Here is a 23,911-nt window from a genome sequence, read left to right as displayed (position 1 = left end):
CAACCCAACGGCTGCCGACTGGCTAATTAAAAAACGCGATGCCAATCGTCACGAGAAAACCGACGAGTGTAAGCAACGCCCCAACTACGATATTGAAGCGAAACTGATTGTTCGCCTTCATTTCGTTTATATCCCGCGCATTTTCCTCGGCCAACGCCAGCGCCCTTTCCGCCTTGTCATCCGCATTTTGTGCGGTTGTTTTTATTTCCGCTAAAAATTTAACCTCCGTCTTGATGACGCCAATATCTACTTTCAGTTCCGTGAGGATGTCGTAGATTTCTTTGTTGTGCTCCGTCATTTCGACTCGACCTCCCCTTGCGTTTGTTGCTGCTCTATCTGCGCCAGTTGTGCCGTCTTGACCGCCAACTCGATTTCGAGCTTAGCGATACGTTGCGACAAGATATGAATCACGTCGTTTCCGTCCACGTTTGTATTCATTGCGCCTCACCTCCCTCGATTAGTAACCTCAAGTCCGCTATCTCCGCCGCCTGTGCCTTATTTTCCTCGCTCAACTCCTGCACACTCAGCGCCAGGTAATTCACGTATTTATAAACGTTTATCGCCGACAAGTCCTGCGTAGCGATCTCCGGGCTAAGCTCGCTCAACACGCCGATTTGCCAGTTCGAGTAGTTTCCGACGTTGACGTCCTCATTCAGAATGTAGCGCTTGATTTCGAGCTTATTGATGACGTCCAGCCCGCGCTCCGTGACTGGCTCGATGTTTTGCTTCGTCAGAACGCTCGACCCGTTCCGATACTCGCTCGCCTTGATTGGGCGATAACTGATGCCAGCCCCGTCGTTGTAGCCAAGGTTATTTGTAACGCGAACCTCTCCGTCGCTCGAGCCGCTGCATCCGAGGTAAAGGTCGTTGCCGTTGGTTTTAATTCCGCCCGCTGAAAGCACGTACTGATTCGCGCCATTGCCGCCGAGTGTTCCGCTTCCTCGTCCGTTCCAATACACTTCGTACGTACCTCCGCGAGTCGTGACGCTGTTTGCCTTCATCACATTCGCGTCGAGTTTACCGGTGCCAAAGTCGCCGTTTCCGTTCGTGATGTAAACATGCGGGTCAGCTGACGACTTGGAGAAGCGAATGCCCGAGCCGTAATTCGTGTTTGGTGTTCCGTACTGAATGAAGCCGTCCGTTTCCGCCGGGTTCGAGTTATCCTTGACGTTAAAGACGAAGTGGTTGTTTCCGTTTCGGTTATTGTCGCGTGGTTGGATACGAACGACCCCGTTTGACGCCCAAATGTTGACGTCGCTTTTTGAGTCGAGGTAAATGCTGCGCGAGTCCGTCTTGAGCCCGACCGAGCCAAGGTTCGAGTAAGCCGTCAGCCCCCGCCTGTCTACGTCATACATATGCGACCAAAACTCCAGCACCCCCGAGCCGTATCCTTCGTCCGTGTTCGCACCGTTCAGATACGTTGAGAGCCCGTTGTTGGACAGGTAAAGGTTGCGCCGCCCTTCCGGATCATTCAGTTTCGACAGCCGCACATAGCCGTCCCCTGCGGTGATTTGACTGTCAACAAACTCAGCGTTACCGAACCAAGCACGCTCGTATGTGCCGTGAATGTCCATCGTGCGTCCGTTGATGTGAATGTACGTGTCTTGATTTCCGCCGAATATGCGAATACGGTTCGTGTTGATTTGCCCGGCGGTGAGGAGTTCCGTGTTGATGCCGTCGGCTGTTATCGCGTTGGGGAACGTTCGCCCGCCGTCGGTCGTGACGCCTAGCCCTGCCGACCTAAACGCAACGAACCGCAACGGGTCCTCGGGGTCGCGCGCCACAATACCCATGCCTGGCGGATACTCAAGCTCCGTCAGCGAGTTGTTAAGCGCCTCGGTTGCCCGTCGGGTGGCTTCGTCCAGCACGTCGTATTTGATTCGCCCCGTTTCTCGATCGAAAAACTCGTCGAACAATCCTTTCGTGAAGTCCGTCAGCGCCGAGCCGTAGGTTTTTCGCAAAGTGGATAGCGTCACCTTTGGCGCCTGATTCGTGCCGGGATAGTCCTCGATTTCCATAACGCGTAGGTCGAGGTCGATGCCCAACGGCTCGTATATCGTCGGCACCGTGTCGCCTAACCGTGGCTTCTCCTGCAAGTAGCCGGCGTCTTTCAGAACGCTGAATTCGAGCTCAATCGTTACCTCGGGCGCGTCGATAATTTGGCGCTTGAGTGCTGCGATTAACGTACCTTCGTGAATGATCGTTTCGTTCGTATAGGGCTTGGCGTGCCGAATGCCGAAGATGGTTGCGTTTGGCGACGTGTATTCCGCCGTGACGACCGGCACTTCCTCGACGATTTTACCTTCGCCGCGAATGTACGTTGACAAGTTGCTCGTGTCGACCGTGTGCTTGAACGTTTTGACGTTGTGGTTAAACCGGAATTGCAGGTCGGCTTCCATTCCGATCTTTTTGCGAAAAGTGACATGCTTGTCGTCGCGCAGTTCAAACTCGCAGGCAAATCGCTGAATCGCCTTGTTGACCAGCGCGATACAGTTGTCGTCGCCGAAGTTTTCGAATTCGAGATTGTCGAACGCCTCGACTACGTTATACGTCCAGCCCGTGCCGGCGAAGATGAAGTCCATAATCGCGGATATCGAATGCGTGCCGTTGGTCATCGTGTCGTAGCGATAGTCGTCGATGAGGTCGAAGAATTCGTGCATGGCGAAAACCGACTTGACCGGCGTTTGGCCTGCGACCCGCTGCTCGACTTGCTTGATGCGATAACGGTGCTTAGTCGTTTGGTCCGTGATGAAGCATTCCTCTTCGACGAGGTTGAATACGTGTGAGTTGGCGTCGGTTTTCGGCAATAAAAAAGACAGCGAACGATTTCCGTTCACTGCCTGTTTGCGTGAAAAGCCGACTTGGTTGGCGAGAAAGTGTGATTCGCCGGATAGCGTTGTGAGTTCGAGCAAAGTTTCGTCCTCCTTTCGAGGGTGTTAGCGCAAAAGAAAAAGCCGCCGGTGAGGGCGACTTGGTTATTGCGTAGCTTGATCCTACTTTTACTCATCAATTTTATTAATATACTCTGCGGAAACATTATAGATTTCCTGAGCGATCATTTCCATTCCTTTATCGTTTGGATGCCAATCATCACTAGGTCCGAAAGGGGTATCCAATCCTGCGGGTCCTTTGGTATCTTTCATACGCCAAATATGGTCGATATCAACAACTGGGTAACCTCTTTCTTCTGCCACCTTCTTGATTGCTTCATCAAATGGAATAGCCTTTTCCCACTGATTCCACGTTGTTACCAAAATAATTAAAGGAGGTTTTTCTTTCCCCTCTGTAAGTTCATCTATTAAATCATTGAGATCTGATTCAAACTGAATTACATCAACTTCACCATTTTTAGGTGAAGAATCATTAGTCCCGTATTCTATAGTTACAATGTCTGGGTTTTTTTCAGACACTTTACTTACCATTTCTAAGCCTTTAGAAACCTTACCTCCATAATTACCTATGCCATCTTCTTTGACCTCAAATCCCATCTTTTCCTCGATTAGACTTGATAGGACTGAAGAGAATTTCTTGCTGTCTTCAGTAGCGTAATATCCCTCAGTTAAGCTGTCTCCAAGGGGTGAATAAACAATTTTACCCCTGTTTTCTTTGAAATAACTGTCTTCTTTATTTAATGTGTTAGTTGATTGATAGTTAGTTGCATCAATCTTTGACGCTCTTACACTCCATGAATAGACTCCTACAGCAAGAGTGAAAAGAGTCACTAAGGACAGTAACGCGATTAAAACCCTGTTCAATTAAATATCCCCTCTCTAATATGCGTAGGATTATATTAACATATTTTTTGCTACTTTTTACATAAAAGAGAGGGAATTATTATTTATACCAGATAATACATGATGTTTATCCCAATCCACGTATTTGTCCAAGCCCCAGCGCCTACTTTAACGTCCCCAGCAGGTGATAACTCAACTGATCCTCCTCCGGAAGTTGTTGATACCGGGTAAAAGTTCCGTACATTTAGTGCAGACTCAGATGGGATCGTGAATAACACTGTACCAGCAGTTATCGTTCCGGACTTAATAAACCCATTAATGTTTACCACGTTACCACTTTTGGTAACAGTTAGTGGCATTCCTGCGCTTACCGGTTCCCACCCGTTTTTCAATTCGGGAGTAGCGACTGAAGTTAATGGGGTAATTTTCAATTCTTCGATTATACCATTAAGAGTAGGGGCGTAGAATAATGCGTGACCTTGGCCGGTAGGGTGGTTTAAACCATTTCCGGATTGACTTCCACCGACAACACCTAACATTTCTGCTTCCGTGTATAACGGGTCACCCTTAACTGAATCCTTGTACTGTATTGAAAGATTAGCTAATCCCGGCACGGTTTGGTCCGATCCTATGCGGATAGAACCCTCATGAAGTTTTTGGTACGACTTAACCGCAAACAATAGCACACCGTTTAAATAGACAGAGTGATTGTTGTCTTCAGCTTCAATACGAATCTTGTGAACGATATCCTTTGGGATAGTTAAGTTCTTCTTGTTCGCGATAAGAGTGCTACTTGTTGATGTCTTAAACAAAGTTATTTCTCCATTCGCCTGCCCCGGTACTACAATTAAGGTCATTCTTCCGTATGCAGAGTCCCTTCTATACTCGATTCGAAGGTTCCCTTCTGCCCCCTCAACTTTACTTAAGAAGCTCAATTCAATGCTACCACTATAAAACGCACGCGTATTCTCAATGAACTTGTTCGTTGCCCCAACAATAGGAGTTAAGTTCGCTCCATTTAAAGTAAAGGAGGACTTATCCCCTGCCCATTGCGTTGTATTGAATTTTTCAAAGTTTACCTCTTTTGTTGTTTCACGTGTGTCATCGTCTATTCCGTCACGAATAATACGGTATACTCGATTAACATCCGCCAATGTATGACCGTTTTCTTTAGCGAAGTATTTAATGGCTCTCGCTACTGATAGTGTAGCTTTTTGAGATTGCGAATGATTGTACGAAGGCATGAATGGCGTAACAAATGCCATACTAGGTTTAGATGCTATCCCCTCGACAAACCCTTTTAATGCGCTCAATTGATTGAACTCTGCTTCGTCAGGCGTGGTTCCGCCTGTATCGTTCATACCGAAAGCGACTATTAGAAGATCAGGAGCGAAATCTTTAATATGATCTCTCCATGATTTACCCAGCACTGACCAAGTTCTCCAAAAGCCGGCGTGTCTGTCGGTGGGATCAGTCTCCATACCCTTAAATTCTGGATTAGTGAAATCACTTATCCTTCTTGAGCTAAGTGCGAAATTAAAGAAATCTACGTTTACGCCAGGAAGCTCTTTCTTTAATTTTTCTGCAAAACGGTTCGCATAGGCATCTTCTCTTGAAACAAGGTCAGCTCCCTCGGTAATGGAGTCACCTACAATGGCTACCTTGAGATTCTTTTTACTAACCGCCCTTTTTGCTGAGTCAAGAGAGCCCACCGGTGTAGCTTTCATTTCAAGTAAAGCTCTTGAATACAAAAGAGCAGAGTTAGGTTTTGTTAATGACGATTTTCCCGCCAACTGTGCATTAACATTCGCCAATGCCGTCGCCCCATACTCCTGCGTCTTTACCCACTTCGTCCCGTCATATCGATAAACAAACCCGTTATCATTCGTCTGCACTGTATCGCCAAGCTTCGGCCCTGCAATCGCGTCCACCGCCGCTTTATTCGCCACCGGACTCAGCCAGTTGGTCAACGCCGTCTTTGCCGCTGCCTCCGCCTGTTTCGCCTGCTCCTCGGCATAATCGCCTTTTACGAGTAGGTCTTGCAGTAGCGTGTTCCCAAGCTCATCCGACAGTTCTGCCGCCTCGCCCACCGACTGCGCCACGTTGATCCGCACGGCGAACGTCGACACGCGCTTCGAATAATCTGCGTTGAAGAACTGCACCTCTACCTCGCCAAGCCCCGCAACTTCCATTTCCTCCTGACCCATGCGATAGCTTACGATATTGCCAGCGTAGGTTGCCTCGCGAGTGACGACGTGCTTGTCGGGGCGCTTGTAGTTCGCCACAACCTTACCCACCGTCGACAGGTCGGCCGCCACGCCATTGTCGAGAATTTCGAACTCCACGACGTTAGTGTCGCCTTGCACGAACGACGGAATAGCGACCTTGTTATTTTTGCGAATGTCCACCGTGATTCTGCGTTTAGATGTTACCTCCACTTCTTTCGCCTCCTTAGATATATAAACTCCGGTATTTAAACTCGATCGTGAATGCGCCGCTCGTGCCTCCGATAATGAAATCGTTGAACCCTGGCGCCAGTGTAATCAGCTTTCGATTTGTGTCGCGGAAAATGTTCGTGGTGTTTCGCATCGCCCGAACTCCGTCGAGGTAAATTACCCGCCCAATGTCCGAGTTGCCTGCGAACGTCCACACGTCGCTAGTCGTGACGTTTTGAATCCGTAGGTCGGTCGAGCTGCCGCGAAACGTTATCTTGAGCCGATGCTGGCGGGGGTCAATCGCAACGTCGCCGTCGTTCCAGAGGCGAAAAGTTTTAGTCGTAAAGGTGTCGGTTGTTTCGCTAACTGATTCGGCGTAAGACGACTGTGATACGAAGTCCACCGCAAACATGCCGTAGTGGCGTATCTGCTCGAGCGAGAATCGGCTGCTGACACGTACTAGCCAGCGTCGGTTAGGCTCGCGTTCGTCCATCAGGTAAAACCGTTCGCGCGACATGAGCAAGCGAAAAACTGCGTTCCGTGCCGTGGCGAACTCGTCGGTAGTGCCTGCGTTTAGTACAAATTCGCCGGCCATTGTTCGGGGGCCAAACGTAGCCCCCAAGTCGATGTAGCCGTCGAGCCCTTCGCCTTCCTCCGTTGAGATTCGAGGCTCAGGCGAATCTATCACGAAGTCGAGCGTTTTAATGCCGTAGTCGGCGAACGAGTATTGCGTGCCGTTCAACCGTTCGATAATCAAATTCATCCTTTCACCCCGTTCACTCGTAATTCTTGCGAAAAGCTGTTCGCGAATAATCGTTGCATGTCGTCGTGGGACGCTTCCGCCAAAACTCGTCCGTCTGGTAGCACGAGCTGAATGATCGCCGGTTGCTTCGAGCCTGAGCCTGCGCTTGATGTCATCGAGTTGCCTGCGCCTACTGAAGCGCCATATGAGCCTGCGCCGATGTTCGGTATAGCTGCGCGTGCCATGTTCGCCGATGCTCGCTCAACGTCGCTGATTCCGTCGCCTAGACCAATCGCAAGACCTTCCGCCGTGTAACCGCCTAGCTCACGCATGACTCGCGAAGGTGAGTGAATGTTGAGTAGCGACTTGACTCCGTCTGGAATCTTGCCGGCGATTTCCTTGACCTTCGACTTAACCGACCCAATCATGCCGCCCATTCCGTTGATTAGGCCTTGAATGATGTCCTTACCGATTTGAGCCAGGTCGATACCCTTGAAGAATGACTCGATGTTGTGCCAAATATCTTCGGCTATTCCTTTTATTGCGCTCCACGCGCCCTTCCAATCGCCTTGTAAAATCGACATGGCTGCGTCGATTAGTCCGACTACAACGTCTATGGCCGAGCCTACAATCGTTTTTATTAGACCCCAGGCAATTTTTACAATATTTGACAAAATTGGCCAAACTGTTTGAAATATGCCCTTTATTACGGCCATCACAATTTGAATGTAGTCCTTCACCAGCGAAAAGTAAGTCCGAACTGTCGACATAATAAACGCTCCGTGTTTATCCCAAAGCGCACCAAATTTCGCAAGTTGTTCGCCTGCAAACGCAACGATTGCCGATACGATTTGCATTACGATTTGTTTGACAAAATTGAACGCCACCATTGTCGCGTTTTTTATCCATTCCCAGGCCGCGTTCACCATATTACGGAACCATTCGATCTTGTTATAGGCGAGTACGAGTCCTGCGATAAGAAGTGCGACGCCTGCGACAACCGCAACCACTACGCCAATGATACTGAGAAGGGCTGACGCGGTAAGACCGACTACTCCTGCGATTGCTGTAAACCCTGCGACTATCGACGGAATTACTGCGAGTAGTATTAACAGTGGGCCAACGAACAGTAAGAACCCTGCCGTCAGTGCCGCGAGGATAGCTAAAGCCGTCTGCATTCCGCTTGGCATTTCGTTAAACACGTTTATCATGTTGCGGATCAAGTTGACCACCCATTGAATCGCAGGTGTTAGCGCCGTACCAATCGTAATCATGAACGTTTCAAACGCGCCCTCTAGTTCGAGCAATGCTCCGCCGAGGTTGTCTTTCATTTTCGCTGCAGCCTTGGCTGACGCATCTTTGCTATTTTCAAGCGACTTGGTCATTTCGTTGATCGTCTCGGGGCCTGCTTTCATAAGCGTAAGCATTCCGGAAACAGCTTCCCGCCCAACTAGGGCTGACAGGTTAGCTGCTTTTTGTGTGTCCGTCATACCCGCCATCGAGTCGTCAAGATTCTTAACTAGGTTTGAGAGTCCGACGAAGTTGCCTTCGTTATCCGTGATTGCAATCCCCATTTTCTCCATCAATTTCGAATTTTCTTCGGAAGGGTCGAGGAGTCCTAGTAGCGCGCCACGGAGCGTCGTACCAGCCTGTTCCCCCTTCATGCCTGCATTCATTTGTTCCGTTACGGCTCTTTATCCGTAACTCTCCGCGTTTCCACGGAGTATCGGACTATATCTTCACCCTCGGCTCTACGTTAGGGTGTCGGGTTCTCGTGTTCGCCACATCACTGATCTAGTGGTACGCGATTAGTCTCTACACCTTCCACACATCCCTGCGTGGCTCGGCTCGGTATTAGCTTGACTTGCGAATGAATTCATTTAATTGATCCTTGTTGTTGTTTCGTCGCCCGTACTTCGAGTGGAAAGACTGATGGCAGGTCTTACATAAAGTAATACCGTTATCTAAATCTGTCCTAAGTTCCGGGAAGCTAGAGTAGTTTAGGATATGATGGGCGTTTAACACGCCGCCCTGTTTCTTGCAGCATACGCATGTGAATTTATCTCTCTTATACACTGCGTTACGCCAATCGTAGTAATCGGAGTAATTTCGGCCTATCTCCCGCTCCGATGCGCTTAGCTCTTCGTTATACATGCCGTTATTAATTCCTCTCCTACTACCCGTTTCTTTAGCGTGCTGGTGAAAACAATCCGCGCTACAAAAATTAACGTCCTTGATAGCATTAGGTTGGCGTAAAAACACCGTCCCGCAGTTATCGCAGTTTAATTCAACAGACGAAAATCTAGTCGGTTTGTTGTCTCCGTGCATACACTCAACGCTACAGAACGAAGAATCAGAACGGACTTTACTTTTTATTCTTGTAAATTCCTTTCCGCATTCGGTGCAAGAAAGTTTAACGTGGTTATCAGCATAACGGCTTAAGCTTCCGCATCTATTCGAGCAGAATTTAGCTTCTTTATTCTTGCTCAAGAAACTATCCCCACAGTAACTACATATCCTAACTTTTTTCTTTGCTTGATTTCTGCATTTTGACGAACAATACAAAGAGTGTTTCGTTTTTGAAGTGAAATTCATTTCGCATTGTTTACAACTTTTCTCCAAGCAACCACCTCCGGTCACTCGCAAGTTTTAGCCTTCACCGAATTCTCCCGATTGTTTATGCCGCGGATTTCTCCGCAACCGACCAATGTTGTTTAGTCATTAAACCAATTGCTGCCGTTGTTTCTTCCATACTGACTCCTAGCGCTGCTGCCGGAGGGCCTGCGTACTTTAACGCGAATTGCAGGTCAGTGATGTCGGCCGCCGTGTTATTCGCACTTTGCGCTAGAATGTCGGCAACCCTGCTCGACTCACTCGCTTCAAGTCCGAAGATGTTCAAGGACGACGCCATTACTTCCGCTGTCTGTGCCATATCCGACCCTGACGCTTCCGCCGCCGAGATAACGCCCGGCATAGCACTGATTATTTCTTGCGTGCTCATTCCGAGTTTGGCGAGCTCTTCCTGACCTTTCGCTACCTCTGACGCCGACTTAGACGATGCCGCCCCTAGTTCCATCGCCGACTGGCGGAGTTGGTCTAGTTCGCTTGCTGATGCGCCCGAAATGGCTGCTACCCGTGAAATTTGTGATTCGAAGTCAGTTGCCGTCTTAACCGCCAAACCAAGCCCGGCAGCCATTCCGATTCCTGCCGCCGTCATTCCTTTTCCGATAGTTCCGGCGGTGTCGAGCGCTTTACTGGTTTGCGAGCTGAGGTTTTTCATTGTGTCGCTGAAGTCGTCAATCGCGCTGATCTTAAAGCTGATATTTAAACCGCTCATTCGTTCACCGCCTTCCCTAACGTTTGTTCGAGCTCATCAAGCGTGGCTCGTTTTTCCTCTATCGAAACGACTTTGCGTTGTCGTTGCTTTCCTTTTCCTTTGCCGAGCAACTTGTCGGCTGTCGGCGTTTTCTTGCCGGAGTGTGGCGACATGACCCACGATGCGAGCTGAGCCGTGCGTTGCCATTCGAGCTCCTGGCGCAAATTAAAGCCGGTCATCATGTTCCAATACTCTCGCGGTGTGATGTGCCAAAACTCGTCGGGCCGGAGGTTGAGATATCCGAAAGCCCTCGCCATGAGTTCGTCATAGTCGGGCGATTCCCAACCTCCGTCTAGTTTTTTGCTTCGTCGTCGCCTTGTTCATCCGCCTTGATCCCTTTGACTACCTTTGAATTCTCGATCGCCACCTTGAGTTTGTCGCCAATATCTTTCATCGTGATTTCTTCGGTTTCGATTGAGTCCTCGATTAGCTGGTCGATTTTCGCGACGGTTAGCTTCTCTTTTCGCAGGCACGCCCACAAAAGCATCGTTACACTGTCCAGTCCGCCGTCCTTAAAGTCCTCGTCAAATACTCGCTGAATTGACTTTCCGTAGTGTGCTTCGAGCGACTTCATCGACATGTACGTGAATCGCAACTCGCGCTCTTTGCCGCCTAGTTGAATAGTTGTAGCCATTCCGTTTGCCTCCTTCGGCTGTTAAGTAAAAAGCGAGCCCTGAGGCCCGCCGTTTGTTAAAGTGATTTTTCGTATTTTCCTTTTCCGTTCAGTGTGACGGAGTATGTCGCTTGGTCATCGTAAGGAGCCTCGGAACTGAAGTCGGTGATAATTGCGTCACCTTCGTACTTCGTGCCTGCGGCCGTTTGCCAGCGCACTAGCACGATTTCCTTGTTTTCAAACGCATCTTCTAGCGCCTGATAGCCGAGATCGTCCTCGACCAAAAGACCGTCAGCCTCGATTGACCACGAAGCGATTCCGTAGTCCTCGTCCTGCCAGCCGTAATTGTCCTTCGATGTTAGGTCGATGGTGTCAGTGGACCGGTTGAACGTTCCGCCTTTTTGTCCGGCGACCTTTGTATATATTGGCGCCTCGGCTGTTCCGGTGTTGACGAAGAGTAAAAAGTTGACTCCGCGTGCTGCCATGTAAATTCCCCCTATTGTTTGAATTCTTTTTCGCCGTTCTTAAATAGCGCGTACACTTCGACGTCAAAGTAAACGCGATGCTTGTTCGTTTCGTCGGTGACTGTTTCGACCGGCATTGGCGTGATAGCTAAAACGTCGCAATAAAAAGAGCCAGCGTCCGTTGCCGGAAACTGACTCGTATCTAGTAGCTTGATGTTTGGGCGAAGAAGCGCCTCGTTTATGATGTCGCTCAGTTGCGATCGTTGCGTTATAGACTCCGCCATGAGCCCGAGCTGAAAGTGGTAAACACGCTCGAAGTACTCGCGTTCCTTAGTCGTGACGTTTTGGTCACTTTGCATTTGCTCGACCGTCATGAACGGCTTAGCCCGTCCTGTCAGCGATATGCCGTCGTACAGCCAAACCACGTCCTTGAGCGCTGGTACGGCGGTCTTTAAATGCGTGACGATTGAGTATGTGATTGCGTGTAACAATTCCGCACCTCCTAGCGTCCCAGCTTCTTGATTTCGTTCTGAATGGCGCTGCGAAACGGCTCACGGCCGCTCCACAACGCTTTCCGGAAGTAACCGCGCTTGGACTTGTGCTCGTATTCCTGGCGCTGAGCATACGGCATATTGGAGCCGATTGTGCGTTCGAGTCGTACCGGTTTGCCGTACAGCTTAATCGACCGTTTCAGAAACCTGTCGCGCTCCGGTGCGTTCTCTTTCGCCTCATTCGCGATTTTTACCGCGTTAGCTTCGACGATAAGGTCGAGCCGGTCTTCGAGCGCCTTGGCACCTTCAGCACCCAGCGCCTTCATTACCTCGGCCGCCCCTTTTGCTGTAATCGTATACTTAACTGATCCGCCTTTTGCCATTACGTCATCCTCCTCGCAATAGCCTCGTAGCGATTCAGTCCGCCGAGCCCTTTTTCGTCGACCGTGACGAGCGTGTACGGCTCGCCTTTTCGCATGATCTTCGACACATCGCTCAGCACAATCGTCGGCTCAAACGATACTTTCACGTCGTTCTCCTTTAGCTCGATTCCGCCAATGACCGACCGCTCGCCCACCGCCACGCTTGAGTATTCCTTCCATACCACGTCGACTACTTCGGCAACTTCTTCGTCGCCAGTAGGTTCGCCCGTCCACGGGTCAGTGGCGCCAGGCACGACGTGAATCAGCGTCACGGGCTCGGTTCGATTATGCGTTATTTCCGCCCGTGTGCTTCGGATCATTTCGATATCTTCTCGCGATAACATTAGCGCCACCTCTCCTTCAGAACGTAAGTGTAGTAAGACGTGCAATTGACGTGTGGGTTAAAGATTTCGGAATCCGTCGGCAAATAGACGCCAGCTCCGAGGCCATATCGATCTTCGAGTTCGAGCTGCGTACATCGGTGATTCGGCCGGTTTGCTCGCCCGCGATGAATCTTGAGCGCCTGCACGACCGGACTTTCTTGCGCGAAATACGATTCGCTCACACGCTGGGCCGTAGCCCCTTCCGTAACCACTAACCGCCGAATCTTCCACGTCTCGTTGTCGTACACACGCCTCACCGCCGCAATCATTTCCGTCACCGAATCGCCTCGCACAATGGCCGTTCGTAGCGCCTTGCTCAGGGCGTCTCGCTGGTCGCCTGCAAGGTTCCAGACGCGGTCGCTTAGCACTAGCCCATCGTCGCCAAAACGCCTTGTAACGTACTTCAACACGCGCTCATCGAGCCGGTTAAACGCGATGCCTGCGATTGCTGCGTCACCCACCGCTTTGACTATGCCGGAGCTGAGCGCGCCTGTCGTAAAGTCCGACGTTTCGCCGATGATTTGTTCAAGCGTCGCGATGCCCGTCTTTCGCACGTTCCTCTCCACCGTTTCCAAGTCTCGCAATAACGTATTGAGCCGCTGCCGTTTAATTAATCCGTCGGCTGTTGCGTAGTCTGCGAGCATGTCGTTGATTTCGAGGCGTATTCGGCCAATTTCGCGAATCATGAACGCTTGCTGCTTGGCATTGAGTTTCCGGTAGTCGGTCGCCAGGTTGCGAAGAATACGGTCGAGTTCGGCTTGGTTGCTCATCGGTCAAGTCTCCGCATCGCTTTAAACTTACTGCCTCCGCCGGCACCTTCCGCCCTAAGCCTGTCGTATTGGTTGCGTAGGTCCTCTGCAAGATTGCGGTAGTTCTCGGAAATCATCGACTTGTCGACTTGCTCCTCGCCGTCGGTGTACGTGAAGTAGTGAGCCGTGGAGATTGCGATTTGGTGAGCGCCCTGAGCTTGAGCGTAAAGTAGGATCAATCGTTCTTTATCGGCCGGAACGTTGCTGACGACAGTGAAGCCGTGTTCTTGCATCGCGTCCTCGGTCCAGTCCGTTGCATCTTCGAGCGTTATGTTGGGCACGCCCTTAAACCGCTTGAACAAGCGCTCGGACATTTCGGCTAGTGTCGCCATTCACAACGCCCTCCTTATTTGTCTTTTTTCTTTGCTGGCGGTTTCTTAGGCGCCGGCTTTTCCTCGACTTCCTTCGCATAGCCAATCGCGATAAGATGTTTCGCCGACTTTGCATCGACGTCGAGTTGTTCGCCCTGTTTGTGTCCATCAATGACCGCGTTTAAGACTTCGATTTTCGTTTTCGCCAAGTTTGAACACCTCCGTTTAAGTAAATAAGGCGCCCCGAAGGACGCCCGTTAATTATGCAGTGTATACGTCAGCGTGGAAGATTAGCGCAGGGTTTTCAAGCGCAGGGAATCCGGCAGCTACCGCACGTAGAATAGACTCGATTGGCTCCTTCTTGTCGTAAGCGTCGAGGTGAATACCCGGCTGGAAGTTGTTTTCAACCGTTGGGCCGAGTAGGAAGTTTCCGACTCCTTCAGCGAGCATAACAACGCGATTAGCCGGGAAGAATTCGATTACTTCGTCTTGGCCAGTGTAAACGTCTTTGACCGTTACTTTGCGGTCAGTGACGATTTGAATTGGCGGTAGACCGAATCCGCTTAGGACTTCGTTGAGCTCGGCTTGGCTGACGCGGGAAGAACCTTCCGGACGGCCCGCTTCAGTAACGATGACCTTGTTGCGAAGTAGTTTCGCATTAGCTTCGCGGCTCATTAGGATGACGGACGGGGCACGACCGTTAGTAGCTTCGTAAGTTTCAACGAATCCAAGAAGGTCGCCGATTACGTCGCGGTCAGCTTCGTTCCAGTCGTCGCCAGCAGTAAGAGCTTCTTTGTGCTCGGCTGGAATACCGAAGTCGACGGAAACTTTTACGCCGTTTTTGTTATAAGCGAAGTTACCTTTCGTTAGGGCTTCCATTTTGATGACGTTGATTCTGCGTTGAATCGCTTGAACAAGGTCGACACCTTTAAGCGTCAATTTCTCGATCATTTGAGACTTTTCGCCTTCGTTACGCGCTTGGTGAAGCCTAAGTAGCTCTTCTTCTGTCGCGATGTATTTAAGACCCATCTTCGCGATTTCGCCCATTTTGCTTGCTACTGCGTCACGGTCAACAACCGGTGGCTCGGAACCGTAGCCGATCATTGCACCGATGTATTTGTTCGCCTTGATGATGTCGTACGCGAACGTATTGGAATACACGTTCATGTTCGGCAAGAAACGGTCAGCCAACGTAGGCACCGAATCCTGTACTGTTTCGTCTACTAGTCCGCGAAGTGTTGCGGATTGGAATTCTTGCAAATGTAATAGTCCTGCCATTTTTATATTCCTCCTAAGTTATCGATTAAATTTGGGTACAAAAAAGACGCCTCACTCGGAAGCGCCTCGATTAGATGTGCTTTACGAAACGGATGTTTGGAACCTTCGCCTTGAACTCGGCTGCTGCACCGATTAGCTTGGCGTCATACACTGATCCGCGAACAATGACCTCGCCAACGATAGCGTCGTGAACTGAAGCGTCAGCATCGACGTTCAGAATTCCGAAGTCGTCGTAGTTAGCAACGTTTGCAGCCACGAATTTCACCCATTTGCCGTCAGCCGTAGCCCTTGCGATTGCTTGACCGCATTGGAGCACACCTTGACCGCCTTTAAGTGTCGCACCTGCTTCGACGAATTGTACGTGTTCAGACGCGAGAATGTTTTTTCCGCCTTTGAAAGACGTTTGGGAAGTTTGAAGATTGTATGCCATTCGATATTCCTCCTATTTGTTTTGCGCCAATTAGCGCTTGATTTTTCCTGCTTCTTTCAATCGCTGATAAAGGCTGCGGCCAGTGTCCGCCGGGTCTTTTTGCTTCGGTGGATGATTTGGCGTGTTACCTGCGCTTGGATCAACTCCGACTGACTTCGGCGGGATGTCGGCCTTCACTTCGTCAAGTGACGCCTTCAGCGATGCTTCATCGGTACCTTGCAAATATTTGCGTACGCGATCCAACTGCTCGCCCGTATAGCCGGCTTGAACGAGCAGGTCGGTTTTTGCCTTTTCGAGTGTTGCCGCCTCGGCTTGCGCCTTTAGCTTTTCGGTATCAGCGAGAAGGGTATCGTAAAGTTGCTTGTAGTTGTTTTGCGACTCAAGCTCTTCGCGTTCTTTCTTCGCCCGTTCCTCCTCTATTTCCGCCAGTTTTCGCTTCAGTTCGTTCGCCTCGTCGACTTTCTCCTTGAACCTGTCGTATGGAATCTTGTTTTCTACTTTCGGTTCTTGCGGTTCTGACGGCTCCGCTGCCGGTGGATTGTCGTAGCCTTGGGCGGGTTCTTCTGCGAAAAACTGCAAGTTAAGTGGTAAAAGATTCGGATATTTTTTCATGCGATTAACTCCTTTTTAACGTCACTCGGACGAGATTTGTTCGACGGCAAGTTCACCGCCCGTTTGCGATGCTTCGTTGTAAGGGTCGGCCGCGATTCGTTGCTGATTCGCTTCGTACTCGATTTCCTTACGTTTTGCCTGAGCGTTCTCAACGCCTAGTCGCGTCATTGCTCCGGTTTGTGACTCGAGCCCTGCGCCCATTTCAAGCGTGAGGAGGTCGACTAGTTCCTTGCGATTGTCCGGCAGTGGTAGCACGAATCTGACTTCGTTTTTGTAATCGTCGCCTATGCTTTTAACGACTTCTCGGTCGTACGCGAATACATTACGGTCGGTTCGGGCTTGCAAGTACCGTATGGACTTCTCGTGCAGTTCCGCCAAACGCGGTCCCCACGATAGCCAGTGTTCTTCCGTCTCCTGGATGATGTCGTGAAACAGGATGTGCAGCGCCTCGCCGTTTAGTCCGCCAAAGTTGAGTTCTTGCGGAACGATTTGAGGCAGCGATGTGATTTCGTGCAGGGCGCCTTTAACGCGAGCGTATTGATCTTTAAACGCCTCTTTCCAGCGAAAACCACCTTCGATTTTCTTAGCGTCCGGATTCTGCCCGTCTTGCGTGCCTCGCATTTCCAGCACGGCTCCTGGCGCAATGTTTACCTTGTCGGCCGTTCCCTCAGGCGCATTGATTAGCGCTGTCATCGAGAACATTTCGAACTTCAGCGAGTCGATGGCGTCTTCGTTCATCGTGTTGAGGATACGCGTTTGTTCCTTCATGTCCTCGATTTCCGAGTTCGTGATGTCCTCACCGCTTAGCTCGTTTATCGGGAACAACACGACCGGAATAAAGTCGAGGTCCATCGACTGCTTGGCGACAATGACCCGCTTGACCGACAGGTCGTAGTCGTAAATCGCTTCTTCGAGGTAGCAGACGCCAGCCTCTAGCGAAAATGTCTGCTTGTGCAGTAACTCCTCGCCTTCCTCCGTCACCTGCTTGACGAAATGCACCGCCTCTAGCTCCTCGAAATCATCGTCGGAATAAACTGGCACAATTTCCGAGTCGGGGCGAAACACCCATCGCAATTTACCGCTGTTCGGGTTAAACACGATCTTGGCGCCAACCCTGCCGGCGATTAACCGGTCGCGTGACGCTTGCAGGAGCTTTTCGCGCATCTTGTTTTCGTCCCACAGGCGGTAAAGCAGGCGCTCGTAGTTCTCGGCGCGCTTGTTCTCGGCGTCCTGTGCTGGCGACGGCTCATAGTCGGGCTTAGCCGCTTCTAGCACGTCGTCCAGTTGCTTAGGCGCCACGCTTAGGCCGTGCTGACCGCCCATTTGCCATCGTGCCTTGCGCTTGATGACCGCCTTGAAATAGTTCGTGGCGTAGCGCGTCGGGTCGTAGTCGAGCTCGTGTGGCCTCGGCAGCTCATGCGCTTTGACGAGCTGGCCCGTGTCGGGGTGAACGTGCTGATTGCCGTGATAGTAGGCGTAGTTTTCAAGCTGTTGCTGAATTCGCGCGTGTGTTTCGTAGCCTAGCGCCTGACGATACGGCGAAAAAAGCAAGTCGTCCATGTCGGGCGGTGAAAGTATGTTGAAATCGACCATGCAATCGCCTCCTTTCCGTTTTGGTTATCGCGTTCGTTTAGCGATTGATCGTACGACGGCATTGCTATCTTTTGCTGCGTTAAAGGCCATCGATACAGCGTCGGGGCCGTCGTCGTGCCTGTGCATCGGGTACATTTCGAATTGCTCGAGTAACGCCCGATGGTGGCGCTGAAACCGAATTCGTCCGCTTTGGATGTCCGGCAGTAACGCCTCAATCCGCAATGACTTCCGCGTACGCTGCTTGATTTGCTTCAGTCGCGTGTATGCCGGATAGCCGTGCTTCGTCAGTTCGTCGCGTAGCTTGTCGGCAAACCACTCCTGAGCCATTTGCGCCTCAACCGCCAGGGCGTGGTACTGATACTTCAGCGTGTGCTTGACGGCTTCTTTCATAAGAACGTCCGGATGAACGCGCTCCATAAAAATATCGACCAGGTAGCAGATACCGGTCGACTTGTTTCGTGCGAGTGTCGCTATGACGGAGTAATCCCCTTTTTCTTTTCCCATCGCGAAGTCTATTGCGCCAATGAAGTCGAAGTCCTTGCCGTCGAGATCGCTTTCCACGAAATACTCGAACTCCTTGAATATTTGGCGCTCTTCGTCCGTTGGGTTTCCGAGGTACTCCTGGTTAAACGCCTTCACGCCGTTTTCCTCGCGTAGTTTCATCAGATCGAGGTAGCTGAACATTTCGGGCCATAGCGTTCGGGTGCCGTCGAGCATTTCCGCTTCGTTATCGCGATAAAATTCCTCGGCTTTAGCGCCGGCATCCTCCTCGTCGCTGCGGTAAATCTCGCGCCACTTCGTCCATAAGTCCTCGCGCTTGCTCCATTCGAGAATTGCCGGGAACTTCTTCGACACAAAGTCACGTCGCGATTTGATGACGTAATCGAGCAAGGAATCGAAGCACACGATCGTCCCCATGTAGACCGCGATGCCCTGACGACTGAGCGCCGGCAACATTTCCTCGCGAAACCACTGCTTTGACTTTTCGAGCAGCTCGGGCGTGTTGGTGTTCGACTTCGATTCGAGGTCATCGAGCAAGAATAAATCGGGCCGCGTGTTACCGTGGCGCAAGCCCCTCATTTGCGTTCCAATACCTTTCGCCTCGACCTTCGTGTGTCCGTCTACCGTGATAAACTCGACGTTGTTGTCGACGATGTTCTTCGACTTATGAACGTGTAGTAGTTCGCCAAAGTCATCGCGTAGTTTTTCGTTGAACTTCAATTGATTCCGCGTCCAGCTAATGAAATCGCCTGCCACGTCGGTCGTTTCCGACACTTCGACTATGTAGCGACGTAAGCGATAAACGACCTGGTGGCACAAGTAGCCGTTCGACAGGTAGGCGGTCTTTGCATGCCCTCGCCCCACCGACCATGCTACGTTTGTACGCTGTTCGCCCGTGGTGATTTCGTCTAGCAGCGAGCAAAGCGTGCGGTGAAAGTCGGCAGACTTGTCGATTGTGACGCCTGCCGGAATCAAGTTGTCGGGATTGCCTGGGTTGCCTTCTTCGCTGAAATATTCGTGCATGAAGTAAAGCAGATCGTGCTCGGCGCGATGAATCCGTTTGAGGCGCTTCAGTTCGGCTGCATCTGCGAGTAGTGTTTCGATGTGTGCGTCTGTTGCTTTGCCGGCCTGGTAGAGCGCCTGAAGCTTTCGCGCCCTGTTTGCGACCAGCTCAATACGTTCAGCCCGCGCCGGACGGGCGAGCCATTTGTCGTTTAACCATGCGATAAGACATCGCCCTCCTTTGCGTGTTAGTCGTCGAGTAGTTTGTCGAGGTTTTCAAGGTCGCGCTGAATGTCGTCGGCAGTTCGTCGTTGCGAGTTGTCGACGTTTTCGACCACGGACTTTTCCGTCAGTAGGCCGAACCGGCGGAAGAAAATGTCAATTGCTTTCACACTCGGAGTTGGGCCTTCGATTAGCTTCATAAGCTGGCCGTAAACTGCCGACCGCTTGTCGCTGAGAAAATCGTCACTTATTTCGTTTTTATATGCGATAAAGTTCCGATTCTTCGTGCGCCACGACCACAGCGTCTTATAGGTGACGCCAATTTCTGTCGCGATTTCTTCGTAGGTCAGCTTCGACTCATCCTTGTTCGGCTTGAGATCGTTCTCGACGAGCATGTAGGCGGCTTTGCGTTGTTGTTCCGTGAGTGCCGCTTCGAGTTGCTTCAGTTTGTCGCTCATGTTTCCGTCCTCCTTTCCGTGTGATATAGTGGGTATAGCGCTAAGGGCTGCCGGCATGAAACCGTTAGGCATGCGATTCCATTGCCGCCACTCCTTGACGCTACTTGGCGCCAACTTTTCGCAGGTGCTCCTCTATAGTAGGGCGATTAATAGCCCGATAAAGCGACCATCGTCGAAAAGGCTTTTCGCGCTCGGCAGGTGCTGCGTTTTTAACCTCGTAGTACAGACGCTGGACAGTTCGATTGTAATTTCGCAAACAATTGCAAGACATACGCTATCAACTCCTTTCATGCGATTAGTCTCCGGTATATTTCCGTCTAACCTCCCGAGTTTGAAAAAGTTGCGAGAAAATTTCGCTCACCAGGTGACGGCGAACGGGCGTTCCCCTCCCCCGGGGCAAATTGTCGTTAATTGTGCGAATATTTTATACAATTACGAATATTCATCGTAGGTGCTTTCGTCTCCCTTTTTCGCTTTCATAAACGTTGATTTAACGCCAATGTATAAACGAGTGCATACGAACAACAAGGTGGTTATGCACAACGCAGTCATACCAACGGTTGAGAGGGCGTCTAGTTTACGTAATGTTGATTGTCGGAAGTTACATACGTATATTCATGCGAGTATATGCAATGGCGATCGTCAGCACCCTGTGAGTTTGGCGAGGTGTTGTCCGTCGGGAGCCGTGCGCTGATTACAGACGCCACGCCTCTCGTATTCCCCTGCGATAAATCCCTCGCTGCTTACGCCCTATTACCGTACCCCTACCGCCACACACTGCGTCTCTTCTTATATGTATATCTGCGTATGAGGTGGGCGTAATGTCATGCGGTGAACACACGCCTGTGCAACGTATGTAATGTACCTTACGTAACCTTACCGTCTTAATTATAAAAGCGTTAATCTGCGATAAAGTTCGTACAATAGACGCCTGCCCACTGGTTATCTATTTATCGCATATCCTTATTCGCATAGTCTTTTATATTCACAATATCTCCGTCATGAGCGAATGCGAATGCGGAATCTTTATTATTATTAATTCGTTATTATTAATTTGTTCTTATTATAGTATCACTCGTAGTACTTGGCTCAGTATCACTGGTAGTACTTAATGCAGTATCACTCGTAGTACTCGGTCAAATGTCAAGCCTTTTCGGCCAATTAACGAAAGAAAAACGCCCGATTTCTCGGACGCCCTTACGCTTATTTACCGCGATCATACAACGGCTTATACAATTTCTTCGTATGACCATACCACGGAATCTTCTTCGTAACCATCACGCCCTCACTCTCGAGTATGTCGCTCAGCTTCTTCACACGATTGCGATGGATGCCCGTCTCGCCTACGATTTGATCCAGCGTAGGAAACGCCCACAGATAAGCATCTCCTCCGCTCTGACCGTTAACATAGGCGTGCATGTATCCGTATAATATGACGCAATCTCGAGCCGTCTGGCCGTCGTATTTATCCTTCAGTTCCGGCAGCAAGTCGCGATACACCCAATGTGGCGTGACTGCGTAGCCGGTGCCGCTTTCCAAGAATTTCGCCTTGCCTCCGTCGCCACTATCGTTCACTAACGTCATACTAACTACCTCCCTCTTACAACCGCCGCGCGTGCGCCGACTCTTTGCGTTCGTCATACTCGTCAAGCAATCGGTTGAGTTCCGGCGTCTTTTCGAACAGCCAGAACTTATTATGCGTACGCTCATGCAATCCGGCTACAATATATCGTTGCTGGTTCGCCTTGAGAAAATGATATAACGTTGTTGAGTAACAGAAGAAATAACCTCCCATGTTTGTCGCCTCCTCTAAAAATAAAAGCCCGCTAGACTGCGAGCGAAGATTTGAAGAATTCGTTCAATTGTTGGCGGTTGTTTCCGCCCTTACCGTATATTGAGTGAAATTCGTTATGACAGTCGGAGCATAACGTTACTCCGTTTGACTCTTCCGTTCTGATCGCCGGATTGTCTACGTAAGAATCGACGTGATGGGCGTGCATTATTCCGACTCTCGACTCACATTTCGGATTTTGACACATGTAACCGTCCCTATCTTTAACCTTTTTCGCCCACTCTGCGTCCTTTTCCGTCCTTCCGCCGAATTTAAGCGAATTATTTTCATAGTAAACAACCTCATTCGTAATTTTAGGCTTTACTTTACGGAACTTCTTACCTGGCTGACGGTACACCAAGAATACGTCCAGCAAGGTATTGGCGTGGTGGTTAACTTCAGCTTCGATAAACTCGACTTCGGTCTTTGCGAATAAACTGCGCGTATGCCTTCCGATCGTTCTTCTGGCGAGCTGTTTATCGCTTAATATTGGGTACTCTGTTTTCGTAACTTTATCCATACTGTTATCGCGTAAGTCATCGTCAAGTATAAAATCCGCTAACTTTTCAAGCATCTTATCCGAAGGAAATTCGCCTGTTTTGGCGAAATATTCCTCCGTCATCTCTTCTACGATCTTGTTGCGTTCATCCTTACAATAACTTCGTTTAAATAACGCATTAACCGCTTTATTAAATGAAACGTCAAAGTCATGCCGTAATTTACCCCTCACTAATAACACCGCCGTTCGTAAAGGTGACTACCGGCTGCGCCTTCGTAAACTCTCTGTACGCCTTTCTACGCTCGTCATTCCGTATCTTAGCCTTACGATCAACGTAGTTATTTTCGTATGGAGTGCGTTGCTTACGCGTTGGTTTAAGGTGCTTACGACCGTCTGCTGCGCTATTGTCAATCGCTTCCCCGACTGCCGACTCACGACTATCACGTCGGTCAAACTGGTACTCGCTTAGGAACGGGTAATCGTTATGTGCAACTTTATGAATGTCGGTGTCCGTCAACTCTTCGTGCAGGATCAAATCCGCCAGGCGTTCGAGTTGCTTTGCGTCGGGCATTTTGCCAGTTCGTGCAAACCACTCCTCCGTCGCCCTGTCAATTTCGGCGATACGAGCCTCGCGTGGAAGCTCGCCTGCCTTAGTCTTGCGTCTGATACCGTCGATTACGTCGTTAAAATCATTCGTCATTGTCGTCCGTCCCTTCGCTTCTAATTTCGCTTGTCACGCTGTACCCCTCGCCATGACTCGCCCAATAATAATAAACGTCTGCAATCGCCTCGCACGCCCGATCCACGAGCTCGCTAACGGTGTTCTTCGCTAGTCCGCCCAACCGCCTGCCTGCCTCCACCTGCGTCAAATCCTCGTAGTATACTAGCGCCAACGCCTGCTGCTGTCGCTCGGTCAACCCCGCCAACCTGATCGCCTCGGCCAAGTCGGCCAGCACGACCACCGCGTCATAGTCGCCGAGGAATTGGCGTGCCTGGAACGCATGGTAGTCGGCGAGCAATAACTTGACGCCTGCTGCGGTTGATAGGGCGTAAGCTCCGTCGAATTGGCGTTCGATTTTCGCTGTGTCGCGTTTTGATGCGCCCATTATTTCGCCTCCTTTTCAGCGTACCTAAAGTAAAAATCGTTCAATCGTGACTTATATTCAAATCTAAACTGCCTAGAAACAGCGTGCCTGGTTACTCCGTTTTTTCTAGCTGCATCAGCGGTACTTTCGTAAGTACATGACAAACTACCCTCCTCAGATATTTTAACCACGGGTTTAGCATGCAAACGAACCATCAAGGCAGCATGTTCCTCTTTACTAATCCTTAACCCTAATTCCGTCGCATGTTTCGCGTTTTCCAAAGGGGTTACCCACTCTAAGTTTTTCATGCAATTATTCGACTTATTACCGTCTTTATGGTTAACCTGCAAAGTACCGCTTGTAGGTAGAAAAGCTAAGGCTACAAGTCGGTGCACAAGATAATCATAAGATCCCCCTTTGTTATACAATCTTACATGCAAGTAACCGTTCTTCTTCTGGCTAGGTTTTAATACTTTCTGTGTTTTTAAATTCCTAACATTCCCACAGTCGGATACTTCGTAAAACTCTCCACATTTCACAATATTATTGAGCGGTCTCCAATTCAATAAAATCGCCATCCTTTTCGCTTTTTAAGTTTACATTTCGTCCCACTTGCGTAT

30 protein-coding genes and 1 pseudogene are annotated in these 23,911 nt (G+C 50.2%); all 31 read right to left on the bottom strand.

The window, feature by feature from the left end; genetic code table 11:
* Positions 1 to 22 precede the first annotated feature (22 nt).
* Positions 23 to 298, bottom strand: coding sequence for a hypothetical protein (locus ACNA6I_RS01535; protein ID WP_416312862.1), 276 nt, complete (start codon positions 296 to 298; stop codon positions 23 to 25).
* Entirely contained in the window at positions 295 to 438 is a 144-nt protein-coding gene (locus ACNA6I_RS01530; RefSeq protein ID WP_416312861.1) for a hypothetical protein, read from the bottom strand. The genes ACNA6I_RS01535 and ACNA6I_RS01530 overlap by 4 nt, the downstream gene beginning before the upstream one ends.
* Complete coding sequence (locus ACNA6I_RS01525) at positions 435 to 2,912, bottom strand: phage tail spike protein (protein ID WP_416312860.1); 2,478 nt, start codon at positions 2,910 to 2,912, stop codon at positions 435 to 437. Before ACNA6I_RS01525 ends, ACNA6I_RS01530 begins: the two co-directional genes overlap by 4 nt.
* 87 nt (positions 2,913 to 2,999) lie before the next feature.
* The gene (locus tag ACNA6I_RS01520; protein WP_416312859.1) at positions 3,000 to 3,755 is read right to left on the bottom strand and encodes an SGNH/GDSL hydrolase family protein; all 756 of its coding nucleotides are present in this window, start codon (positions 3,753 to 3,755) and stop codon (positions 3,000 to 3,002) included.
* Between the two features lie 83 nt (positions 3,756 to 3,838).
* A complete protein-coding gene (locus ACNA6I_RS01515) occupies positions 3,839 to 6,142 on the bottom strand; it encodes an SGNH/GDSL hydrolase family protein (RefSeq protein ID WP_416312858.1) in 2,304 nt (767 codons plus the stop codon).
* 43 nt (positions 6,143 to 6,185) lie between these two features.
* Positions 6,186 to 6,932, bottom strand: coding sequence for a phage tail domain-containing protein (locus ACNA6I_RS01510; RefSeq protein WP_416312857.1), 747 nt, complete (start codon positions 6,930 to 6,932; stop codon positions 6,186 to 6,188).
* Positions 6,929 to 8,587 (bottom strand): phage tail tape measure protein, encoded by a 1,659-nt coding sequence (locus ACNA6I_RS01505; RefSeq protein WP_416312856.1) that lies wholly within the window; start codon positions 8,585 to 8,587, stop codon positions 6,929 to 6,931. Before ACNA6I_RS01505 ends, ACNA6I_RS01510 begins: the two co-directional genes overlap by 4 nt.
* Before the next feature lie 178 nt (positions 8,588 to 8,765).
* Positions 8,766 to 9,065, bottom strand: coding sequence for an HNH endonuclease (locus ACNA6I_RS01500; RefSeq protein ID WP_416313205.1), 300 nt, complete (start codon positions 9,063 to 9,065; stop codon positions 8,766 to 8,768).
* Positions 9,066 to 9,588: 523 nt separating this feature from the next.
* The gene (locus tag ACNA6I_RS01495) at positions 9,589 to 10,248 is read right to left on the bottom strand and encodes a phage tail tape measure protein (protein ID WP_416312855.1); all 660 of its coding nucleotides are present in this window, start codon (positions 10,246 to 10,248) and stop codon (positions 9,589 to 9,591) included.
* Entirely contained in the window at positions 10,245 to 10,469 is a 225-nt protein-coding gene (locus ACNA6I_RS01490) for a hypothetical protein (protein WP_416313230.1), read from the bottom strand. Before ACNA6I_RS01490 ends, ACNA6I_RS01495 begins: the two co-directional genes overlap by 4 nt.
* A gap of 3 nt (positions 10,470 to 10,472) precedes the next feature.
* Positions 10,473 to 10,544 (bottom strand): annotated as a pseudogene (locus tag ACNA6I_RS01485) (phage tail assembly chaperone); the annotation flags it as partial.
* Between the two features lie 35 nt (positions 10,545 to 10,579).
* Complete coding sequence (locus ACNA6I_RS01480; protein WP_416312854.1) at positions 10,580 to 10,867, bottom strand: hypothetical protein; 288 nt, start codon at positions 10,865 to 10,867, stop codon at positions 10,580 to 10,582.
* Positions 10,868 to 10,977: 110 nt separating this feature from the next.
* The gene (locus ACNA6I_RS01475) at positions 10,978 to 11,385 is read right to left on the bottom strand and encodes a phage major tail protein, TP901-1 family (protein WP_416312853.1); all 408 of its coding nucleotides are present in this window, start codon (positions 11,383 to 11,385) and stop codon (positions 10,978 to 10,980) included.
* An 11-nt stretch (positions 11,386 to 11,396) separates the two neighbouring features.
* On the bottom strand, positions 11,397 to 11,855 hold the full coding sequence (locus ACNA6I_RS01470) for a hypothetical protein (RefSeq protein ID WP_416312852.1): 459 nt from the start codon (positions 11,853 to 11,855) through the stop codon (positions 11,397 to 11,399).
* An 11-nt stretch (positions 11,856 to 11,866) separates the two neighbouring features.
* Positions 11,867 to 12,238: an HK97 gp10 family phage protein gene (locus ACNA6I_RS01465; protein WP_416312851.1), complete on the bottom strand. Its 372-nt coding sequence runs from the start codon at positions 12,236 to 12,238 to the stop codon at positions 11,867 to 11,869.
* The gene (locus ACNA6I_RS01460; RefSeq protein ID WP_416312850.1) at positions 12,238 to 12,621 is read right to left on the bottom strand and encodes a hypothetical protein; all 384 of its coding nucleotides are present in this window, start codon (positions 12,619 to 12,621) and stop codon (positions 12,238 to 12,240) included. Before ACNA6I_RS01460 ends, ACNA6I_RS01465 begins: the two co-directional genes overlap by 1 nt.
* On the bottom strand, positions 12,621 to 13,430 hold the full coding sequence (locus ACNA6I_RS01455; protein WP_416312849.1) for a hypothetical protein: 810 nt from the start codon (positions 13,428 to 13,430) through the stop codon (positions 12,621 to 12,623). Before ACNA6I_RS01455 ends, ACNA6I_RS01460 begins: the two co-directional genes overlap by 1 nt.
* Positions 13,427 to 13,801, bottom strand: a complete 375-nt coding sequence (locus ACNA6I_RS01450; protein ID WP_416312848.1) for a hypothetical protein — start codon at positions 13,799 to 13,801, stop codon at positions 13,427 to 13,429. Before ACNA6I_RS01450 ends, ACNA6I_RS01455 begins: the two co-directional genes overlap by 4 nt.
* 14 nt (positions 13,802 to 13,815) lie before the next feature.
* The gene (locus ACNA6I_RS01445) at positions 13,816 to 13,989 is read right to left on the bottom strand and encodes a hypothetical protein (protein WP_416312847.1); all 174 of its coding nucleotides are present in this window, start codon (positions 13,987 to 13,989) and stop codon (positions 13,816 to 13,818) included.
* 52 nt (positions 13,990 to 14,041) lie between these two features.
* Positions 14,042 to 15,058 (bottom strand): major capsid protein, encoded by a 1,017-nt coding sequence (locus tag ACNA6I_RS01440; protein ID WP_416312846.1) that lies wholly within the window; start codon positions 15,056 to 15,058, stop codon positions 14,042 to 14,044.
* A 70-nt stretch (positions 15,059 to 15,128) separates the two neighbouring features.
* Entirely contained in the window at positions 15,129 to 15,488 is a 360-nt protein-coding gene (locus tag ACNA6I_RS01435) for a hypothetical protein (protein ID WP_416312845.1), read from the bottom strand.
* A gap of 30 nt (positions 15,489 to 15,518) precedes the next feature.
* Complete coding sequence (locus tag ACNA6I_RS01430; RefSeq protein ID WP_416312844.1) at positions 15,519 to 16,100, bottom strand: hypothetical protein; 582 nt, start codon at positions 16,098 to 16,100, stop codon at positions 15,519 to 15,521.
* 21 nt (positions 16,101 to 16,121) lie between these two features.
* On the bottom strand, positions 16,122 to 17,693 hold the full coding sequence (locus tag ACNA6I_RS01425) for a phage portal protein (RefSeq protein ID WP_416312843.1): 1,572 nt from the start codon (positions 17,691 to 17,693) through the stop codon (positions 16,122 to 16,124).
* Positions 17,694 to 17,717: 24 nt separating this feature from the next.
* Complete coding sequence (gene terL / locus ACNA6I_RS01420; protein WP_416312842.1) at positions 17,718 to 19,217, bottom strand: phage terminase large subunit; 1,500 nt, start codon at positions 19,215 to 19,217, stop codon at positions 17,718 to 17,720.
* A 227-nt stretch (positions 19,218 to 19,444) separates the two neighbouring features.
* Entirely contained in the window at positions 19,445 to 19,876 is a 432-nt protein-coding gene (locus ACNA6I_RS01415) for a phBC6A51 family helix-turn-helix protein (RefSeq protein ID WP_416312841.1), read from the bottom strand.
* A 1,203-nt stretch (positions 19,877 to 21,079) separates the two neighbouring features.
* Entirely contained in the window at positions 21,080 to 21,460 is a 381-nt protein-coding gene (locus ACNA6I_RS01410; RefSeq protein ID WP_416312840.1) for a hypothetical protein, read from the bottom strand.
* Between the two features lie 16 nt (positions 21,461 to 21,476).
* Positions 21,477 to 21,671, bottom strand: a complete 195-nt coding sequence (locus ACNA6I_RS01405; protein ID WP_416312839.1) for a hypothetical protein — start codon at positions 21,669 to 21,671, stop codon at positions 21,477 to 21,479.
* A gap of 31 nt (positions 21,672 to 21,702) precedes the next feature.
* Complete coding sequence (locus ACNA6I_RS01400) at positions 21,703 to 22,329, bottom strand: HNH endonuclease (protein ID WP_416312838.1); 627 nt, start codon at positions 22,327 to 22,329, stop codon at positions 21,703 to 21,705.
* A gap of 97 nt (positions 22,330 to 22,426) precedes the next feature.
* Positions 22,427 to 22,906, bottom strand: a complete 480-nt coding sequence (locus ACNA6I_RS01395; protein WP_416312837.1) for a hypothetical protein — start codon at positions 22,904 to 22,906, stop codon at positions 22,427 to 22,429.
* A complete protein-coding gene (locus tag ACNA6I_RS01390) occupies positions 22,896 to 23,312 on the bottom strand; it encodes a sigma factor-like helix-turn-helix DNA-binding protein (RefSeq protein WP_416312836.1) in 417 nt (138 codons plus the stop codon). Before ACNA6I_RS01390 ends, ACNA6I_RS01395 begins: the two co-directional genes overlap by 11 nt.
* On the bottom strand, positions 23,312 to 23,869 hold the full coding sequence (locus ACNA6I_RS01385) for an NUMOD4 domain-containing protein (protein ID WP_416312835.1): 558 nt from the start codon (positions 23,867 to 23,869) through the stop codon (positions 23,312 to 23,314). Before ACNA6I_RS01385 ends, ACNA6I_RS01390 begins: the two co-directional genes overlap by 1 nt.
* Between the last annotated feature and the right edge of the window lie 42 nt (positions 23,870 to 23,911).

This window comes from Rossellomorea sp. FS2, from assembly GCF_047915635.1.
Classification (GTDB): Bacteria; Bacillota; Bacilli; order Bacillales; family Bacillaceae_B; genus Rossellomorea; species Rossellomorea marisflavi_A.
Note: the sequence above shows the minus strand (reverse complement) of the source record. Positions and strands in the feature narration are given on the sequence as shown.

Coding starts and splice junctions, on each gene's coding strand:
- ACNA6I_RS01535 (WP_416312862.1), bottom strand. CDS start 298: ATGACGGAGCACAACAAAGAAATCTACGACATCCTCACGGAACTGAAA.
- ACNA6I_RS01530 (WP_416312861.1), bottom strand. CDS start 438: ATGAATACAAACGTGGACGGAAACGACGTGATTCATATCTTGTCGCAA.
- ACNA6I_RS01510 (WP_416312857.1), bottom strand. CDS start 6,932: ATGAATTTGATTATCGAACGGTTGAACGGCACGCAATACTCGTTCGCC.
- ACNA6I_RS01505 (WP_416312856.1), bottom strand. CDS start 8,587: ATGAATGCAGGCATGAAGGGGGAACAGGCTGGTACGACGCTCCGTGGC.
- ACNA6I_RS01500 (WP_416313205.1), bottom strand. CDS start 9,065: ATGTATAACGAAGAGCTAAGCGCATCGGAGCGGGAGATAGGCCGAAAT.
- ACNA6I_RS01495 (WP_416312855.1), bottom strand. CDS start 10,248: ATGAGCGGTTTAAATATCAGCTTTAAGATCAGCGCGATTGACGACTTC.
- ACNA6I_RS01490 (WP_416313230.1), bottom strand. CDS start 10,469: ATGATGACCGGCTTTAATTTGCGCCAGGAGCTCGAATGGCAACGCACG.
- ACNA6I_RS01480 (WP_416312854.1), bottom strand. CDS start 10,867: ATGTCGATGAAGTCGCTCGAAGCACACTACGGAAAGTCAATTCAGCGA.
- ACNA6I_RS01475 (WP_416312853.1), bottom strand. CDS start 11,385: ATGGCAGCACGCGGAGTCAACTTTTTACTCTTCGTCAACACCGGAACA.
- ACNA6I_RS01465 (WP_416312851.1), bottom strand. CDS start 12,238: ATGGCAAAAGGCGGATCAGTTAAGTATACGATTACAGCAAAAGGGGCG.
- ACNA6I_RS01460 (WP_416312850.1), bottom strand. CDS start 12,621: ATGTTATCGCGAGAAGATATCGAAATGATCCGAAGCACACGGGCGGAA.
- ACNA6I_RS01455 (WP_416312849.1), bottom strand. CDS start 13,430: ATGAGCAACCAAGCCGAACTCGACCGTATTCTTCGCAACCTGGCGACC.
- ACNA6I_RS01450 (WP_416312848.1), bottom strand. CDS start 13,801: ATGGCGACACTAGCCGAAATGTCCGAGCGCTTGTTCAAGCGGTTTAAG.
- ACNA6I_RS01440 (WP_416312846.1), bottom strand. CDS start 15,058: ATGGCAGGACTATTACATTTGCAAGAATTCCAATCCGCAACACTTCGC.
- ACNA6I_RS01435 (WP_416312845.1), bottom strand. CDS start 15,488: ATGGCATACAATCTTCAAACTTCCCAAACGTCTTTCAAAGGCGGAAAA.
- ACNA6I_RS01430 (WP_416312844.1), bottom strand. CDS start 16,100: ATGAAAAAATATCCGAATCTTTTACCACTTAACTTGCAGTTTTTCGCA.
- ACNA6I_RS01425 (WP_416312843.1), bottom strand. CDS start 17,693: ATGGTCGATTTCAACATACTTTCACCGCCCGACATGGACGACTTGCTT.
- terL (WP_416312842.1), bottom strand. CDS start 19,217: ATGCACGAATATTTCAGCGAAGAAGGCAACCCAGGCAATCCCGACAAC.
- ACNA6I_RS01415 (WP_416312841.1), bottom strand. CDS start 19,876: ATGAGCGACAAACTGAAGCAACTCGAAGCGGCACTCACGGAACAACAA.
- ACNA6I_RS01410 (WP_416312840.1), bottom strand. CDS start 21,460: ATGACGTTAGTGAACGATAGTGGCGACGGAGGCAAGGCGAAATTCTTG.
- ACNA6I_RS01405 (WP_416312839.1), bottom strand. CDS start 21,671: ATGGGAGGTTATTTCTTCTGTTACTCAACAACGTTATATCATTTTCTC.
- ACNA6I_RS01400 (WP_416312838.1), bottom strand. CDS start 22,329: ATGACGGAGGAATATTTCGCCAAAACAGGCGAATTTCCTTCGGATAAG.
- ACNA6I_RS01395 (WP_416312837.1), bottom strand. CDS start 22,906: ATGACGAATGATTTTAACGACGTAATCGACGGTATCAGACGCAAGACT.
- ACNA6I_RS01390 (WP_416312836.1), bottom strand. CDS start 23,312: ATGGGCGCATCAAAACGCGACACAGCGAAAATCGAACGCCAATTCGAC.
- ACNA6I_RS01385 (WP_416312835.1), bottom strand. CDS start 23,869: ATGGCGATTTTATTGAATTGGAGACCGCTCAATAATATTGTGAAATGT.